We start from the raw sequence: 18,634 nt of genomic DNA on the forward strand, positions 1-18,634 counted from the left end.
TACTTAAAAAAAATACTACTAATATAAGAGAAAAAAATGCACTATTTTTTTATTTAAAAAAAAGGAGAGAATATAAAATATGTTAGATATAATTAGTGCAATTATCTTAGGAGCAGTTCAAGGAATAAGTGAATTTCTACCAATAAGTAGTTCAGGACACTTGGTTATTGTACCAGCACTTCTAGGTGTACAAACAACAATAGTATTTGATACTATACTTCATCTTGGAACACTTGTTGCTATATTCACATTCTTCTGGCATGATATAATAGATCTTATCAAAGGATTTATTCTAAGTATAATTGACTTAACAGAATCAAAAGAAAAATTTATAGAGGGAATCAGAAACACACCTGCCAAAAGACTTTTATGGCTTCTTATAATTGCTACAATACCAACAGGAATAATAGGATTACTTTTCAAAGATGCTGTTGAAACAATATTTAGAGGAACAGTATTTGTAGGAGTATTTCTGGTAATAACAGGTTTTATCTTATACTTTGCAGAAAGAAGACCATCAGGTGATAAGAAAATACGCAAGATGAGTTTTAAAGATGCAATAATGATTGGTATATGTCAAGGATTTGCTGTACTACCTGGTATATCACGTTCAGGAACAACAATAGCAGCAGGACTTTTTGAAGGATTAAATCGAGAATATGCTGCTAGATACAGTTTCTTATTATGTATTCCTGCAGTACTCGGAGCTGGTCTTATTCAAGCAAAAGATATTGTTACACTTGATGTATCAACAACAGTTCTAGTTGCAGGATTTATATCATCAGTAATATTTGGTTATCTTTCAATTAAATTATTACTTAAAATGATTGAAGGCTGGAGTCTTGACATCTTTGCATATTACTGTTGGATTGTAGGAATATTAACAGCAGTAATTTCACTTGCAATATAAGACCAAAGATAAGTTTCAATTAAAAAAAAAAAAAAAGTTAAAAGTTTTTAGGGGGGGAGGATAATTTTTTTTTATAGATATCTTCCTCTTTTTTCTATTTCATCTATTTTTTTATTTATTTTTTTATTATTATATCCTTCAAGGATTATGTTAAATAGTTCTTCTGCTTTTTGAGGAACAATTGTTTTAAATGATTTTTTTAATACTAATAAATCAGTTCCATAGTCTTCTTCAAGGTTACTGTATTTTCCAAGACCAAAGTCAATAAATACAGGTGTTGTTTTATCAACCAGGATATTTGCAAGTGTTAAATCTCCATGTATTATATTATTTTCATGTAGTTTTGCAATATCTGCTCCTATATTATGTAGTATTTCATTTATATTGATAGTTTCATCATCTATTATGTCATTAAGTTGTGGTGATTTTATTTTTTCTAGTACTAATTTTTTATCAACTAAGTTAATGTGGTAAATGTATGGTGTTTTTACTTGTGCTTTTTTAGCATCGTTTATTAGTTTGGCTTCCTGTTTTATTCGTTCAGATCTTAGTTTTTCATCTAGCTGATCTATACGATAATTCTTTTTTACTCGTTCTTTTATGATTGATTCATTATTATCCCACATAGCTTCAATAATATCAGCTTCAGCACCTTTATTTATCATATTATCAGGAAGATCTATGTTATGCTTAAAGTCATGATCTATCCATGTAACAGGTACTTGGTCTGTTCTATACTTAGGATTAATATAACTATTTTTAATACCAGTAAGTTTTTCATCATATGCAAGTAATCCTACCTGTGCAATCATAGAACCATTATCACCACAATACTTCATAGGAGGCATGTAAAAATCAACATAATGTTCATCACACATTTCTTTAAGCATCAAACGTAGTGTCTTATTTGCAGCAACACCACCACAAAGTAATACTTCATCTTTATTAGTATAACTTATTGCACGTTCTGTAACCTCACAAAGCATTGCAAAACATGTCTGTTGGAAACTATTACAAATAACATCTAAAGGAACACCTTTTTTATATTTTGAAATTGCACTTGTTAAAATACCTGAAAAGGATAAATCCATTCCTTTTACAACATATGGTAATTCTACAACATCATCTGTATTAAGAGCATGCTTTTCAATAATAGGACCTCCAGGATGACCAAGTCCTATATCACGTGAAAACTGATCAAGACAATTACCAATAGCAATATCAAGTGTCTCACCAATAATTCTGTAACGTCCTGCCTCATAACTAATAATCTGTGTATTACCACCACTAGTATAAAGAGTAACAGGATCCGTAGCACCTGTTGTAAGTTTTCCAATCTCAACATGACCAATACAATGATTAACACCAATTAAGGGAACATTAAGATTTTGTGAAAGACTACGTGCAGCAGTAGCAATAGTACGAAGAGCAGGGCCAAGTCCAGGACCTTTAGCAAATGATACTAAGTCAATGTCTTCAAGTGTAAGATTTGACTCACTAAGTGCATCTTGAATGAGTGGTACTATGTGTTGTGCATGAAACTCTGCTGCATCACGTGGATGAATACCTCCTACCTCAGGATACAATTGATCACCACAAGTTGCAAGAATATTACCATCAGAATCCACAATACCAATACCAGTTTTTTCAGCAGTACCTTCAATACCAAGACATATCATCCTGTCATCCTCCTTATTATTTTCTATTTCCTTTATTTATGAATTTATAATATTTTATTAAATTTTACTTGCTATTTTGATAAATAAATAAGTTATATTTTACTTCTACATAAAAATATTTTCATAAAATTTTAAAAGCTTGATAATTATATTTAAATATATAAATCTAATATTTTAAAAATGTATTATTTTATTTTATAGTAATAATGAATATAGAATGCTACTTGAAAAAATTTTTAGATTTAAAAAAAAACAATGGCTATAACCCATATAAGGAGATAAACAAACAATGAATGAAAATATAAAAGTATTTGGATCAGACAAATTTATGAATGACTTAGTAGATCTTGACAACCCAGTATTTCTCTGTGTAATGTCAAATACAGGAGTATCAAAAATACCAAACATCACAGGAGCAGGAAGCCCAGAATTCACATCATACACACCAGCACTAGATGCTGAAGTAATACTCAAAGACACAGTACTTTCACTACCAGAAATAGCAACAACAGATGATGCAGATCTAGCAGCACCATCCCCTGCACTACTTGCAAAAGCAACAATAGACATACTCGACATACCATTTATAGCAATTAATGCAGGACTTGAAGTTACACCACAAACACCATATGTAGAACTTGGAGGAGTACCAGGTGGAGATCTACGTGAAGGAAAAGGAGTAGAAGATCCTGAAAAAATATTTGAAAATGCAAAATTCTTCGCACAACAAATATCACAAGTAGCAGACCATCTTATAATCGGAGAATCCACACCAGCAGGAACAACAACTGCACTCGGACTTCTAACAGCAATGGGATATGATGCAAAAAACAAAGTAAGTGGATGTATGATGACAAACCCACATGAACTTAAAAACAGTGTTGTAGATAAAACCATGGAAATTAACGGAGTAAAACCAGGAGACCTAGCAGATGATCCACTAAAAGCTGCATCAATAGCAGGTGACCCTACAATGGTAGCAGTAGCAGGACTTATGGCAGGAAGTAGCGTACCTATAATACTTGCAGGTGGAACACAAATGACAGCACCAGCTGCAATTATAAAAGGACTTGACCCTGAATATGATTTTACAAACATGTGTATAGCAACAACATCATACGTAGCAAATGATGAAACAGCAAACATAATTGATATCATAAGACAAATAAGTGAAGATATTACACTATATGCAGCAGACCCAGTTCTTGAAAACTCAACAGTAGAAGGACTAATAAACTACTCCAAAGGAGCAGTAAAAGAAGGAGTAGGAGCAGGAGGAGCAATCTTCTATGCATACATAAAAGGTGTAACATCAGAAGATTACATAGCACAAGCTGAAGAAATCACAAAAAAACACTTCATGTAGATTTACTCTACACTCTTAACCACCATTCTTTCATTAAACCTAATTTTCATAATTTACATAAAAAAAATTAATTGTATGAGAAAATTTGATTATTTTTAAGATTATAATTTCACATATAAAGAAATATAACAATTATTATACTAATTTTCAAGGAAAAAAATTACTTCATATTTTTATTCTTTTTATTTCATTATAAAATAATAAAAAGATATAATTAAAATAAAACATATACATATATATGATAACATTTATTACCGGTAACGAACATAAAGTTATAGAAGCAAGAGGTATTTTCAAGAAATTTGGCTTTGATATTGATCATGAAAATCCAGGTTATCCTGAAATTCAAGGTTCAATTGAAGAAGTTGCTGCATATGGCGCAAGATATGTTGCAGACTTGTTAAATAAGCCAGTTATTGTTGATGATACTGGATTGTTTATTCGTGCTCTTAATGGTTTTCCTGGAACTTATTCATCTTACGTCCAGGATACTTTGACTAATAAGGGTATTTTAAAATTAATGGAAGATGAACAGGACAGATATGCTGAATTCAGGTCATGTATTGGCTATTGCGAACCCAATTGTGAACCCAAGACTTTTTTAGGCACTGTCGCTGGTGAAATTTTATCAGAAGAAAAAGGAGACCATGGTTTTGCATATGATCCACTTTTCTATGTAAAAGAATATGATAAAACATTTGGTGAACTTACAACTGATGAAAAAAATGAATGTTCACACAGAAGAAAATCCATGGAAAAATTTGCCAAATGGTATTCTGAAAAATTGTGAAACAATAAAAAACTTTTATTTCAGTAAGATGACTCTAGAATTATTTTATACTTGTTAATAATTTAGATAAAAAAAATTTTATTGAAAATAACTAAAAATTAAAATTTAAATGGAGAAATAATATTTATGGCAGCAAAAGCACCTGAATGGGTAGAACAAAACCCTGAAGAAATTGAAGAATTAATCGTAAAATTACACAAAGAAGGAAAAAGTACAAGTGAAATCGGTATTATCCTACGTGACCAATACGGAATTCCAAGTACAAAATCTGTAATGGGACAAAAAATCACAGAAATCCTCGAGAAAAATGGTGAAGTATTCGAATACCCAGAAGACTTACTTAACCTCATTAAAAGAGCAATTAACATCCGTGAACACTTAGAAGAAAACCCTAAAGATATTCACTCAAAACGTGGACTTATTAAAATCGAATCTAAAATCAGAAGACTTGTAAAATACTACACAAGAAACAATGTTCTTCCTGAAGGATGGAGATATGATCCAAAAGAAGCAGCTCTCCTTGTTAAATAGAGCTGATGAAGCTTGTGATCTTCTCAGATCACATATTAATGACCAGCATGTTGTGAGAATCATCTCTCACAATGATGCTGATGGTCTTACATCCGCTGGTATTTTTGCTAATGCAATAAGTAAAGCTGGTGGAAGATTTCATGTAACAATATTACCACGTCTTCGTGATAGTAATGTTAAAGAACTTAATAAATCCCGTTATAAATTATTTGTTTTTTCTGATATGGGAAGTGGAAATTTAGAAAGTATTTCAAAACTTAAAGGTGATGTTATTATTGCTGATCACCATCAAGTTCCTGGAGATAGTGATCCTGAAATACAATCTGATAATAAAGAAATTATCCATGTTAACCCACATATTTATGATATTGATGGAACAAAAGATGTTAGTGGTTCTGGCTTATCATATTTATCTGTACATGAATTAGGATATTATGAACTTGCTCCTTTAGCACTTGTTGGTGCTTATGGTGATATGCAGTTTAAGAATGGTCCTACTGGTATTAATAAACTTATTTTAGATGAAGCCACAGAACATAATGTTATGCGTATTGAGGAAGATTTAAAGCTTGCTTATGCTAATACTCAGCCTTTGAAGAAGTCTATTACTTATACTTATACTCCACCTATTAGTGGTTTATCAGGTAATTCTCTTGAAACTGAGGAGTTTCTTGATGAAAATGGTATAAATAAGAATGAAACACTTGATCGTATCACAACTGATGAGTATGAGACACTTAAAGATAAACTTGTTGAGATTAATCCTGACATCTATGGTGAAGTTTATAAGATTAATAATATTAGATCTGAACTTACAAATATTGAGGAGTATTCTAATTTACTTAATAGTTGTGGTAAAAACAAGGAATATACTGCAGCTCTTAGTATTCAACTTGGTCGTTATGAACAGTTTGATTATGCTCAAAATTTACTTGCAAAGTATGCATCTACCATGCAAGATGGTGTTGAATGGATTAAACGTGAAGGTAGTATTCAAGAGCAAAATATTCAATACATCTATACAGAAGATAAACAACAAAAACAAGTTGCAGCAGCAGTAAGTAGTATTGGAATTGAACTAGGATTACTTCCTGATAAACCAATACTTAGTTTGATGCGTATGGATAATCTTATTAAAGTATCATCACGTACAACAGATGAAATGGTTGAACGTGGAGTTAATCTTGATGTTATTATGAATCAAGCATCAGCAAACTTTAATGGTTCTGGTGGAGGACATAACATAGCAGCAGGTGCAACAATACCATATAATCAGATGGATAACTTTATTCATCTAGTTGATGAAATGGTAGACTATCAACTTAATCATAACTAAGAGAATCTTAGAAAAAATAGTAATTATAAATAAAAAGGAAAATGGAGTGTGGATTTACATTATGGAACTTACAAAATATGAACAAGACATGTATGATGGTGAATATGGTGAAGGAAAAGCTGAATGTATGGAAATACTAACAAGTCTTGGAAAAATATATAATGCCGAAAAAATGATACCAATCACATCAGCACAAGTATCAGGAGTATCATATAAAACAATAGGAGATGCAGGGCTTGACTTTGTTGTTGATTTAGGAAAAAAAGCTGACGTTGAACTTGAAACAATGCTAAATCCTGCAGGAGTAGACATTGAAAATTGGCAAGAGTTAGGTTTTAGTGAAGAATTTACAAAAAAACAGATTGATATCATTAATGGATATGAAAGCTGTGGTGTAATGAGTACATGCACCTGTACACCATATCTTATTGGTAATACACCACTGATAAATGAACATGTTGCATGGTCAGAATCATCAGCAGTATGTTATGTTAATAGTGTGATAGGAGCACGTACTAACCGTGAAGGAGGACCAAGTGCACTTCTTGCAGCTATTGTAGGACGTACACCATACTATGGAAATCATATACTAGAAAATCGTCGTGCTAATATGATTTTTGATGTAGATTATGATTTTAAAAATGAAATAGATTATGGAGCACTTGGATATTTTGTAGGACAAATTGTAAATGATAAAAAACCATACTTCAGGTTAAATGATCGTGTTAGTCGTAATAACTTAAAATTACTAGGTGCTGCTCTTGCATCAAGTGGTGCTGTAAGTTTGTATCATGTTGAAAATGTTACACCAGAAGCTGATTATGCACGTTGTGATGAATCATTTGATGAACTTGAAGTTGTAAATATTGATGAGTCTGACATTAAAGAGACTATCCAAAAACTTACAACAACAGATAAGTTACCTGATCTTGTATGTTTAGGTTGTCCTCATGCATCAATATCAGAAATTCAGGAAGTAGCTAAATTACTTCGTGGTCGTAAACTTAAAGGTGATCTTTGGATTTGTACATCAAAAGCAATAAAGGCAATTAGTGAACAATGTGGATATCTTGATATTATAGAAAAAGCTGGTGGAAAAATAGTTTCTGATACCTGTATGGTAGTAGCTCCAGTTGAAGAGCTAGATTATGAAGTAATAGGAGTTAATTCAGCAAAAGCTGCAAACTATGTGCCAAATATGGCTAATCTTGACGTGGTTTATGATACAGTTGAAAATCTTATTGACATGATTTCACAGTAAGATAAATTATATTTTATTTTACACTTTTTCACTTTTTTTTATTCTTTTTTTTAAGTAAAACTTTTATTTTATTTATATTAATTTTTACATGTGATAACTTATAAGTTTTTAGTTATAACTAATAATAGACCAACTTATTAAAAAAATAAAACATACCCAAACTAACAAAATAAGGCATTAATAGACGTTTTCACATTTATAACAGATTAACTTATTACTTATAACTACATAACATTTAACTTAAAACTTATTAAATTATAATAAAAAAGATAGTAGAATCTAACTCATAAAAAAAGGAATTGTCTTTAGATTTTAATTATTATCTTCATAGTATTTTTTTTCATTTTTTTTTTCAAATTTTTATTTACTTTTTTATCATGAGTAGTATTAGATTATATAATTTTTTCACATGAAATGTATGTCCAACTTAATAAAGTATTACTTATAACTAATTAGTTATAACTTATTATAAACTAACTTATAAATACAAAAAACACCATCAAATCAACAAATAAAGTACCATACACGGATTTTAACTTTTTATAATTTATGTAATTATTACTTATAAGTACATAACATTTAACTTATAATAGTTGAAGTTATAATTAAATTATATTAAATTAGAATAACATAACTATACTACATTATGGCAAGATGGATTGAGCATAAATACATAAAAGAAAATAAAATTGAAGCAAGACTTTATCAACAAAAAATAGCATCAGATGCACTAATTGATAATACCATGGTAATTGCACCAACAGCAATAGGAAAAACAGTAATAGCAGCACTAGTAAGTGCAGAAGTACTAAATCATAACCCAGATTCAAAAATACTATTTCTAGCACCAAGCAAACCATTAACACTACAACATGAAAAAAGTTTTAATGAATTCATAAAAGCCAAAACTACCAGTTTAACAGGAAATAACAAACCATCAGAAAGACGAAAACTATGGCATGAAAACCAGATAATATGTGCAACACCACAAACAATAGAATCAGACATCATATCCCAAGAATACGACCTATCAGATGTTGCCTTAATTATCTTTGATGAATGTCACCATGCAGTAGGATCATACTCTTATGTATATCTAGCTCAAAAATACATACAAACTGCAAAAAACAAACAAGTACTAGCACTTACAGCTTCCCCTGGATGGGAAGAAGATAAAATCAAAGAAGTATCACGAAATCTTTATATTAAAAATGTTGAAATTAAAACAGAAGATGATGTTGATGTTGCACCATACTTTAATCCAATAGAAGTTAAATGGATAAAACTAAAACTAACACCAGAACTTGAAGAAATCAGAACACTCTTTAAAGAAACACTAAAAATCAGACTTAGAAATCTTAAAAAAATAGGAGTTATTGACTCTGTTGCTAAACCATCAAAAAAAGATATACTTATGAAACAACGTATGGTTCAAAGAAAAATAGCATCAAATGCAAATCCACCAAAAGAATGCTTTAAGGCAATATCACTTCTAACTGAAGTAATAAACATCACACACACACTTGAACTTCTTGAAACACAAACCATACAAACACTAAATAAATACCTAAATAAACTTGAAAAAAAGAAAACTAAAGCTGCACGATCACTTAAAAATGACTATAAATTTAACAAAGCAGTACTTCTTGCAAGACGTTATGAAAATGAGGGAATTGATCATCCAAAACTTGAAAGAATAAAAACACTAATTGAAGATATACTACGTGAAGATCCAACTAATAAGATAATTGTTTTTAGCCAATTTAGAGATACAACTAAGACCATATATGATAATCTTAAAGCAGATAAAATAAAAGCTTTACGATTTTATGGTCAAGCATCACGTGAAAAAGATAAAGGACTAAGTCAGAAAAAACAGATTGAAACAATAGATAAATTCAAAAATGAGGATTATAACGTTCTTATATCAACAAGTGTAGCAGAAGAAGGAATAGATATACCATCAGTAGACTATGTAATACTCTATGAACCAGTACCATCAGAAATAAGAATGATACAAAGACGAGGACGTACAGGACGAAAATCAAAAGGAGAAATGTATATTCTCATGACTAAATCAACAGTAGATGAAGCATACTTCTGGTCAAGTCAAAGAAAAGAAAAAGCAATGAAACAAAACATCCATAAAAAATATGATACACAAAAATTCACACTAGATAACTATATTGCAGATGATAAGGATGTAACATCATATAATCCAAACACACAAGATGATATACAAACTACAGTATATGTAGATTACCGGGAGAAAAACTCAAATATCATGAGAGAACTTGATAAAATAGGATGTAAAATAGTTGTAAAAACAATGGCAATAGGAGATTATCAGCTATCAGATGATGTGATTATTGAACGTAAAACTGTAGATGACTTTGCAAAATCAATAACAGATAAAAGATTATACACACAAGCTAAAGAATTAGCATCAAATTGCAATAAACCACTTATGATTATTGAAGGAGGAGACATTTATAACACATTCCTTCACCCAAATGCGATAAGAGGAGCTATGTCATCTATAGCAATTGATTTTAAAATACCCATAATACAAACACAAAATGAAACAGACACAGCAATGATGATAAAAACAATAGCACAACGAGAACAAAAAGATAAAGAAGATAAAAAACCAGTAAGTATCAGAACACAAACAAAACCACTAACACTAAAAGAACAACAACTATTCATAACAGAAAGCCTTCCAGGAATTGGACCTGTATCTGCTAAAAAACTACTAACACACTTCGGATGCGTAAAAAACTTAATAAATGCAACAAAAAACGAACTAAAAGAAGTAGAAGGAATAGGAAATAAAACATCAGAAAACATAATTGATGTAACAACACGTAAATACCAAGAATAGAAAAACATGAGGAGGTGAACATAAAAGTATGACAACCAAACTCATACAAAATGACATAAAAGAAAACCAGAAAGTAATAACAACAATACAAAAACAACTAAATAACTGCAAAGAATTTAAAATAAGCGTAGCATTCATAACAGAAAGTGGAGTAACACCACTACTACAAACACTAAAAAAACTAGAAGAAAAACAAATACCAGGTAAAATCATAACATCAGACTATCTTTACTTTAGTCAACCTAAAGCACTAAGGAAACTTAACCAATTTAAAAATATTGATGTAAAACTCTATAGTGTAGATGAAAAAGAATACGGCTTTCATACAAAAGGATACATATTCAAAAAAGAAGATGAAAACTATAACATCATAGTAGGAAGTTCAAATTTAACACATAAAGCTCTAACAACAAATAAAGAATGGAACATATTATCAGAAAATGACACACAAATAACAGATGAAATACTACAAACATTTGATGAATTCTGGAATGAAGCAATACCTCTTGAGGATTGTATTGATAAATATGAAAAAGCATACAATGAAAACCAAATAAAAAATGAAAAAACATGGCAAAGTAAACCTGAATTTAAACCTAACCAAGTACAAAAAGATTTCATAGAAAAACTAGAACATGTTGCAATTCGAGAAAAACAAAAAAGAGGACTATTTATAAGTGCAACAGGTACAGGTAAAACAATAGCATCAGCATTTGGAATAAGAAAACTAAATCCAAAAAAAGTATTATTTCTAGTACATCGTGAACAAATAGCAAAACAAGCAATGAAGTCATATCAAAAGATCTTTAAGGATAAAACTATGGGATTAATATCAGGAAATCATAAGGATTATTATGCAGATTTTATCTTTAGTACAACACAGATGATGTCAAAACCTCAAATACATGAAAAATATGATCCATCTGAATTTGATGTAATAGTAATTGATGAGGTACACCATGCTGGAGCTATGAGTTATCAGAAAATAATGAACTACTTTAATCCTGGATTTTATCTTGGAATGACTGCAACACCAGAGCGAAGTGATGAATATGATATCTATGAATTATTTGATCATAATATTATTCATGAAATAAGACTTAAAGATGCTATGGAAAATGATCTGCTTTGTAACTTTAACTACTTTGGAGTATCAGATAATGCAGTTGATATTAATGATACATCAGATAGTCGTGTTGATCATATAATTGAAAATATAGAATATTATGGTTATAATGGAAAACGTGTAAAAGGGCTTGTTTTTTGTAATACTATTAAAAATTCACAAATACTATCTGAGAAATTTAACCAACATGGATATAACACAGTGGCACTTAGCGGATCAAATACACAAGCTGAACGTGAAGAATATGTTAAAAGACTTATAAGTGATACTACTGATGATCCTATTGATTATATTTTTACAGTTGATATTTTCAATGAGGGTGTTGATATTAGGGAAATTAATCAGATTATAATGCTACGTGAAACTAAGTCAAGTATTATTTTCACACAACAACTTGGACGAGGATTAAGAAAAGCTGATGATAAAGAGTTTGTTGTTGTTCTTGATTTTATTGGTAATTATAAGACTAATTTCATGATACCTATAGCACTTAGTGGTGATTTATCATATAATAAGGATAAGATTAGAAATTTCATGTATAATTCAAATAATATGATTATAGGATCATCTACTGTTAATTTTGATAAAATATCAAAAGAGCGTATTTATACATCTATTGATAAGGCACGTTTTAATATTAACTTCTTTAGAAATGAGTATGTTAATCTTAAAAATAAGATAGGTCATATTCCACATTTTTCAGATTTTTATACTTATAATCAGCTTGATCCTGAGTTAATTATAAAATATATTAAAGGTTCATCTCATCCTAAAACATATCCTACAATGCTTGAACGTCTTGATAGTGATTATGTTAATAATTTTAGTGAATTAGAACTTGAGTATTTGGAATTTTTAACTTTGAATGTTTTTAATTCTAAACGTATTCATGAACTTTTAATTTTATATGATGTTATTCAAAACAATACACTTGAAATAGACGTCTTAGCTGATCATATTAATAAAAATTATAACTTTGTTGATTGTGAAACTACAATGACTAGTGCTATTCGTAAACTTGATAAATCATATTTCAAGCCACCTGAACAAAAAAAGTTTCATGATATAGAGTTTATAACACGAAAAGATAACATAATATGCATCCATCCAAAATTTAAAAGTATGCTTAATGAAAATAAACACTTTTATGATGAAGTTATTGATATGATAAATCTGGGAGTTAAATACTTCAATGATAATACAGAGGGAATTTACTATGATGATTTTAACTTCGAATTATATCATAAATACTCAAAATGGGACATGGCATGCCTAATAAACTGGCCAGAACGTGACCCAATCTATGGATATGTAATAAAAGAAAATCCACTAAATGGTAAAATAGTCTGTCCAATTTGCATAACCTATGACCACTATGATCATGTAAATGAATTTTATGACAAACAAACCATAAGCTGGGTAACAACCACACCAAGAACATTTCAAAGTAAAGATATAAAAAATATCATAAACTATGAAAAACAAAACATTGAATTTCTACTATTTTTAAAGAAAAACAATGATGATGGACGCGAATTCTACTACATGGGACCTGTAACACCACATAATCCCCTTGAAGGAACACTTACAAATACAAAAGGTGATGTTAAACCAACAGTATACTTTGATCTTAAATTAAAATATCCTGTACGTGATGATATATATGACTACATCACAAGTTAACTATCCAATCTTTCATCCCCCCTTTTTATTCTTATAAAAAATAAATTCTTTTTTTTGAATAAGATATTAATTTTAGAAAGATACAATATAATAAATAATAAGATATTTTAGAAAGGTTTAGTTTTTATGAAAATTTTAGTTGATAGAAAAAACAGAAAATACGTAGTGCATGATGAAGAATTTCACACAGAAAAAGGAGTAATACCTAAAGATGTCATAATAAACAGTCAAGTAGGTGATGTAGTAGAAACACACTTGGGGAAAAAATACACAGTAATAGAACCAAACATTAACGACTACATTGAACTTATGAAAAGAAAATGTGCAATACTACTACCACAAGATTTAGGATTAGTTGTAGGATTTACTGCTATAGGATCAGGAAGTCATATTGTAGAATCAGGAACAGGAGCTGGAAGTAGTTTACTATTTTTTGCAAACATCGTAGGACCAACAGGACATGTTTCAAGTTATGAAATACGAGAAGACTTCACAAAAGTAATTAAAGAAAACATAGCAGGAACAGACTTTGAGAATATAACACTTTACAATCAAGATGTAACTGAAGGATTCAATGAAGATGATGATAGTATAGATCTAGTATTTCTTGACTTACCCAAACCTGATGAAGTAATAAATGATGCATACCGTATACTTAAAACAGGAGGATTCATAGTAATTTACTCACCATATGTTGAACAATTCCAAATTGTAAATAAAATGCTTAACATTGTAGGATTTGAAAATATTAAAATACGAGAAGGAAATGTCCGAGAACTAGAAATAAAAAATAATAAAACAAGACCAAATAGTCGAATGGCAGGACACACTGGTTATCTAACATTTGCACGAAAAATGAAAAAAACAAAAAAAGAATAAAATATAAAAAAAAAGGGAGTTTTGAAATACAATGAGTTTTAATTTAGAAAATATTATATCAATACGTGACTTTAAAAAAAGTGACATAGAATACATACTAAACCTAGCAGAAGAAATGGAACCTGTAGCAAGATCTGAAAAAGTATGTCATAAAAAAGATGGAAAGCTACTAGGTGTAATGTTCTATGAACCATCAACTCGTACCAGACTATCATTTGAAACAGCAATGAAAAGACTTGGTGGTGATGTAGTAGGATTTAACCAAAAACAAGGAACAAGTGTACAAAAAGGAGAAGTACTCTATGATACAGCACAAATAATATCACAATATGCAGATGCAATAGTACTAAGACATGACATGGCAGGAGCAGCCCGGTTTGTATCTCAAAATGTAGATGTACCAGTAATTAATGCAGGAGATGGACCAGGACAACACCCAACACAAACATTACTAGACTTATATACCATGAAACGTCAATTTGGTGATATAAACAACCTAAAAATAGCAATAGTAGGAGATCTAAAATATGGACGAACAGTACATAGTCTTGTATATGCACTTGCAATGTTTAAAGTTGAAATCATATTCATAGCACCAACAGAACTACAAATGCCACATGAAATACTAGAAGATCTAAACAAACTAAACTGCACATACAAAATAGAATCAACACTACTTGATAATATAGATGATGTTGATGTAATCTACATGACACGTATACAAAAAGAAAGATTCCCAGATCCAAAGGAATATAAGAAAGTTAAAGGAAAATACACACTAAATGCTAAAAACATGCAAGATAAAAAAGCAATACTCATGCATCCACTACCACGTGTTGATGAAATATCATTTGACGTTGATAAACTAGATAATGCAATGTACTTCAAACAAGCATTTAATGGTGTACCAGTACGAATGGCACTACTTGATTCAATTATAAAATAAATATGATATAATATTTATAAAAACAATGATAAAACATATAAACACAATCATAAAAAAAAATATTATAAAAATCAAATAAGAGGAAATGATCAAAAATGTCAGATATGAAAAAAGAAGTATTTAAAACAGCAAAACTCATAGACTACCAGGAAGATTCAGTAGTAAGTCGTGAAATAATCAAAAAAGAAACAGGAACCGTAACAATATTTACATTTGCAAAAGGACAAGGACTATCTAAACACTCAGCACCATTTGATGCAATGGTACAAATAATTGAAGGAATTGCTGAAATTACAATAGATGAAGAAGTATTTGTTCTTACAGAAGGTGAAATGATCATAATGCCAGCAAACATACCACACGCACTAAAAGCAAAAGAACAATATAAAATGCTACTAACTATGATCAAATCAGAATAAAAAAAAAAGTATAGAACTATAAAAAAGAAATAATAAACTCCTCTCCCTAAATCACCACCTTATTATAATATAATTTTCTAATTTTTATAAAAAAGAGAAGTATTTTAATAAATTTATTTAAAAAAAAAGTAAAAAAAAAGTAGTTTTTTTTAGAAGAATTTTTTCATTTTATTTTCTTCTAAAATTTTTTTTTATGCTCTTGTTTTTTTAGTTGTGTTATTTGCTGCTTTTGTTACGTTTGTTGAGTTATTTTGAGCATATTGTACTAGGTTTTCTATTGAATTATTTGTGCTTATATTTGTATTATTCTGATTATATAGTACAATTCTTTCTTTTAGCTGGATGGTTGATGTGTCTATTTCCACTTTTCCTGATGAGTACACATCTCCAGTTGCTGTTGCTGTTATACTATATGTTTGTTCTGGTACTATTTCAATAGCTCCACCATTTGTTATTTGTGCATCTTTTGTTGCAACAGCTGTTATTGTCACAGTCTGATTACCTGTATCATCACTCGATACTTTGGCTGTTACCGAGTTTAAACTTACACTTAGATTTGTCATGTTATTAAGTATCAGTGCAACTTGATCATTATTTGTAATATTTAATGTTTCCTGATCATTTAAGCTCTTTTTACCTGTTAATGAGCCAATAAAATCATTTACTTCATCAACTTGAATTGATATTATTTCTCCAGGATCCACATTTCCAGATGAAATTACACTATATGATGCAAATAGTCCTACTTCAAAAAATATGAAAATACCAATTATAAAAAGCAATACTTTTAATATTCTAGACATTAAACATCTGAACCTCCCTTTTAACTATTTTTTTCTAATATAAAAAATTTTAGAAAAATTAATATTTACCTATATAAATATAAGTCCTTAATAATTATTATATCTTTAATATAAAAAATGAGATTAAGTTTTTTTAGATTAAAATTTTTATTTAGTATTCTTTTAGAATACTACTTTAATGTTTTTTAGTATTATTATTTTTTTTCCTATAAGTAAATATGTAATAAAAATAAGAAAAAATAGTATAGAAAAAAAAATTAATTTTAAATAATAAAAAAAAATCAAAAAAAAGGATTACTAAATTATTTTTAATCGTGGAGTTGCTGTATTTAAAATGGTAAATGATATAATTAAGAAATTTCAAAAATCTAATATTTTATTAAATAATAATGCATATTCTGAAATTAGTAGTAGTGAAGATTATGATTATCTTATTGGTGAACTTATCAGGTATGTTGAAGATAATGATGAATTTATTATAACAACTAAAACTATTCGGGATTATCAACAGCGAGAACGTGAAAGAATACATGAGGAAATTAAGGAAAATCCTGAAACTAAGAAGATTCGACAAACACTAGAAACACCATATGAAATTCTTCTTGATACAACAAATAAGTCCTATACTGATGGTGATATTCAGGATCTTAACAAGTATTTTAATAGTAGGTATGAAAAACTTCGTAAGATTATCCAACAAAATCCTGAATTTAGAACAGTTAATGATCTTAAAACAACCAAACAGAAAATTGACTCACTTCATTCTATAGGAATTATTAATAGTATTAATAAGACAAAAAATGGTCATGTTATAGTTGAAATAGAAGACCCTACTGGAGATGCAAGTGTAATTCTTCTTAAAGATGATGAGGATCTTATCACACAATCAAGTAGTCTTGTTAAAGATGAAGTTATAGGAGTTGTTGGTAGTACTAATGGTAATCTAATAAAAGCAGATGAGATTGTACATCCTGGTGTAATACGACAAGATATTAGTGGTACTGCTGGTATGGACTTTTCTATTGCTTTTATTTCTGATGTTCATATTGGAAGTAAACAGTTTGATGAAACTGCATTTAACAGATTTATTAAATGGGTTAATGGTAATGAAGGAGATGATGCTAAACGTGAAATGGCAAATAACCTGAAATACCTAGTAATTGGAGGAGATCTGGTTGATGGAATAGGAATTTATCCAAACCAAGATAAAGAACTTAAAATTAAAGATATTTATGATCAATATGAAGAAGCTGCACGACTTCTTGGTGATATTACTGATATTCCTATCATACTTTCTCCTGGTAACCATGATGCAACCAGACTTGCTGAACCACAACCTGCAATTACAGATAAATATGCAAAAGGATTATGTGAACAAAAAAATATTGAAATGGTAAGTAATCCATCAATAGTTAATCTTGATGGTGTAAAAGTTCTAGTTTATCATGGTCGTAGCTTTGATGATATGGTAATGGCTATGAATATTACACATGCTGATACTGATCAAATTATGAAATTACTACTTGAAAAACGACATTTATCTCCAATTTATGGTGAAAGAAATGCTCTTGCTAGTGAATTTGAAGATTATATGGTAATGGAAGAAGTACCTGATGTTATACATACAGGACATGTTCATATAAACTCATACACTAAGTATAAAGGAGTTCACATGCTAAATTCCGGAACTTTCCAAAAACAAACAGAGTTTCAGAAAATCTATAACATAGTTCCAACATGTGGACAAGTTCCAATTCTTAATAAGGGAAAAATGAAATTACTAGACTTTTCAAGCTAAAAATAGACTTTATTTACAAACAAAGAAAAAGATAATATAAATTATTTATTAGAAAAACTCATACACACTATAAAACAATTATAACCACCACATCTTATTTTTTTTATAAAACTTACTAATTTTTTATTTAAATTATTATAAAATTAAAATTTTAATAGTGATATAATTAAATTATTTTCAATAAAATTATATGAAATATATAAATAATAATAAAATACAATAT

General features: G+C 29.4%; 14 protein-coding genes. 12 read left to right on the plus strand and 2 right to left on the minus strand.

Features of this window, described 5'->3' with window-relative positions; all coding sequences use genetic code 11:
- Positions 1–79 precede the first annotated feature (79 nt).
- A complete protein-coding gene (uppP, locus tag MSCUN_RS01340) occupies positions 80–910 on the plus strand; it encodes an undecaprenyl-diphosphatase UppP (protein WP_095608171.1) in 831 nt (276 codons plus the stop codon).
- A gap of 71 nt (positions 911–981) precedes the next feature.
- Here the strand turns inward: uppP and MSCUN_RS01345 are convergent, their stop codons facing one another.
- A complete protein-coding gene (locus MSCUN_RS01345) occupies positions 982–2,589 on the minus strand; it encodes a bifunctional N(6)-L-threonylcarbamoyladenine synthase/serine/threonine protein kinase (protein ID WP_095608170.1) in 1,608 nt (535 codons plus the stop codon).
- A gap of 289 nt (positions 2,590–2,878) precedes the next feature.
- Between MSCUN_RS01345 and cobT the strand changes: the two genes are divergently transcribed.
- From cobT to MSCUN_RS01395, 10 genes are all read left to right on the plus strand, one after another.
- Entirely contained in the window at positions 2,879–3,955 is a 1,077-nt protein-coding gene (gene cobT, locus MSCUN_RS01350; protein WP_095608169.1) for a nicotinate mononucleotide-dependent phosphoribosyltransferase CobT, read from the plus strand.
- Positions 3,956–4,193: 238 nt separating this feature from the next.
- The gene (locus tag MSCUN_RS01355) at positions 4,194–4,745 is read left to right on the plus strand and encodes an XTP/dITP diphosphatase (RefSeq protein ID WP_095608168.1); all 552 of its coding nucleotides are present in this window, start codon (positions 4,194–4,196) and stop codon (positions 4,743–4,745) included.
- Between the two features lie 126 nt (positions 4,746–4,871).
- Positions 4,872–5,276 (plus strand): 30S ribosomal protein S15, encoded by a 405-nt coding sequence (locus MSCUN_RS01360; RefSeq protein ID WP_095608167.1) that lies wholly within the window; start codon positions 4,872–4,874, stop codon positions 5,274–5,276.
- Positions 5,266–6,612, plus strand: a complete 1,347-nt coding sequence (locus MSCUN_RS01365; protein ID WP_245837627.1) for a single-stranded-DNA-specific exonuclease RecJ — start codon at positions 5,266–5,268, stop codon at positions 6,610–6,612. The genes MSCUN_RS01360 and MSCUN_RS01365 overlap by 11 nt, the downstream gene beginning before the upstream one ends.
- A 61-nt stretch (positions 6,613–6,673) precedes the next feature.
- A complete protein-coding gene (locus tag MSCUN_RS01370) occupies positions 6,674–7,873 on the plus strand; it encodes an aconitase X catalytic domain-containing protein (protein WP_282956249.1) in 1,200 nt (399 codons plus the stop codon).
- A gap of 646 nt (positions 7,874–8,519) precedes the next feature.
- Positions 8,520–10,757 (plus strand): DEAD/DEAH box helicase, encoded by a 2,238-nt coding sequence (locus tag MSCUN_RS01375; protein ID WP_095608165.1) that lies wholly within the window; start codon positions 8,520–8,522, stop codon positions 10,755–10,757.
- Between the two features lie 28 nt (positions 10,758–10,785).
- Positions 10,786–13,566 carry a DUF3427 domain-containing protein gene (locus MSCUN_RS01380; protein ID WP_095608164.1) on the plus strand — a complete coding sequence of 927 codons (2,781 nt, stop codon included), beginning with the start codon at positions 10,786–10,788 and terminating at the stop codon, positions 13,564–13,566.
- Between the two features lie 126 nt (positions 13,567–13,692).
- A complete protein-coding gene (locus tag MSCUN_RS01385; protein ID WP_095608163.1) occupies positions 13,693–14,445 on the plus strand; it encodes a tRNA (adenine-N1)-methyltransferase in 753 nt (250 codons plus the stop codon).
- Between the two features lie 31 nt (positions 14,446–14,476).
- Positions 14,477–15,391: an aspartate carbamoyltransferase gene (gene pyrB / locus MSCUN_RS01390; RefSeq protein WP_095608162.1), complete on the plus strand. Its 915-nt coding sequence runs from the start codon at positions 14,477–14,479 to the stop codon at positions 15,389–15,391.
- A gap of 95 nt (positions 15,392–15,486) precedes the next feature.
- Positions 15,487–15,810: a cupin domain-containing protein gene (locus MSCUN_RS01395; protein ID WP_095608161.1), complete on the plus strand. Its 324-nt coding sequence runs from the start codon at positions 15,487–15,489 to the stop codon at positions 15,808–15,810.
- Positions 15,811–16,001: 191 nt separating this feature from the next.
- Here the strand turns inward: MSCUN_RS01395 and MSCUN_RS01400 are convergent, their stop codons facing one another.
- Positions 16,002–16,613 carry a hypothetical protein gene (locus MSCUN_RS01400; protein WP_095608160.1) on the minus strand — a complete coding sequence of 204 codons (612 nt, stop codon included), beginning with the start codon at positions 16,611–16,613 and terminating at the stop codon, positions 16,002–16,004.
- Positions 16,614–16,947: 334 nt separating this feature from the next.
- Here MSCUN_RS01400 and MSCUN_RS01405 point away from each other — a divergent pair, with 334 nt between their 5' ends.
- Positions 16,948–18,411, plus strand: a complete 1,464-nt coding sequence (locus tag MSCUN_RS01405) for a DNA-directed DNA polymerase II small subunit (RefSeq protein WP_095608159.1) — start codon at positions 16,948–16,950, stop codon at positions 18,409–18,411.
- The last annotated feature ends 223 nt before the right edge of the window (positions 18,412–18,634 follow it).

This window comes from Methanosphaera cuniculi (assembly GCF_003149675.1).
In the GTDB taxonomy this organism is placed as follows: domain Archaea; phylum Methanobacteriota; class Methanobacteria; order Methanobacteriales; family Methanobacteriaceae; genus Methanosphaera; species Methanosphaera cuniculi.

Bases quoted from the DNA above. Each gene is read 5' to 3' on its own strand.
- uppP (WP_095608171.1), top strand. From the start codon at position 80: ATGTTAGATATAATTAGTGCAATTATCTTAGGAGCAGTTCAAGGAATA.
- MSCUN_RS01345 (WP_095608170.1), bottom strand. From the start codon at position 2,589: ATGATATGTCTTGGTATTGAAGGTACTGCTGAAAAAACTGGTATTGGT.
- cobT (WP_095608169.1), top strand. From the start codon at position 2,879: ATGAATGAAAATATAAAAGTATTTGGATCAGACAAATTTATGAATGAC.
- MSCUN_RS01355 (WP_095608168.1), top strand. From the start codon at position 4,194: ATGATAACATTTATTACCGGTAACGAACATAAAGTTATAGAAGCAAGA.
- MSCUN_RS01360 (WP_095608167.1), top strand. From the start codon at position 4,872: ATGGCAGCAAAAGCACCTGAATGGGTAGAACAAAACCCTGAAGAAATT.
- MSCUN_RS01370 (WP_282956249.1), top strand. From the start codon at position 6,674: ATGGAACTTACAAAATATGAACAAGACATGTATGATGGTGAATATGGT.
- MSCUN_RS01375 (WP_095608165.1), top strand. From the start codon at position 8,520: ATGGCAAGATGGATTGAGCATAAATACATAAAAGAAAATAAAATTGAA.
- MSCUN_RS01380 (WP_095608164.1), top strand. From the start codon at position 10,786: ATGACAACCAAACTCATACAAAATGACATAAAAGAAAACCAGAAAGTA.
- MSCUN_RS01385 (WP_095608163.1), top strand. From the start codon at position 13,693: ATGAAAATTTTAGTTGATAGAAAAAACAGAAAATACGTAGTGCATGAT.
- pyrB (WP_095608162.1), top strand. From the start codon at position 14,477: ATGAGTTTTAATTTAGAAAATATTATATCAATACGTGACTTTAAAAAA.
- MSCUN_RS01395 (WP_095608161.1), top strand. From the start codon at position 15,487: ATGTCAGATATGAAAAAAGAAGTATTTAAAACAGCAAAACTCATAGAC.
- MSCUN_RS01400 (WP_095608160.1), bottom strand. From the start codon at position 16,613: ATGTCTAGAATATTAAAAGTATTGCTTTTTATAATTGGTATTTTCATA.
- MSCUN_RS01405 (WP_095608159.1), top strand. From the start codon at position 16,948: ATGGTAAATGATATAATTAAGAAATTTCAAAAATCTAATATTTTATTA.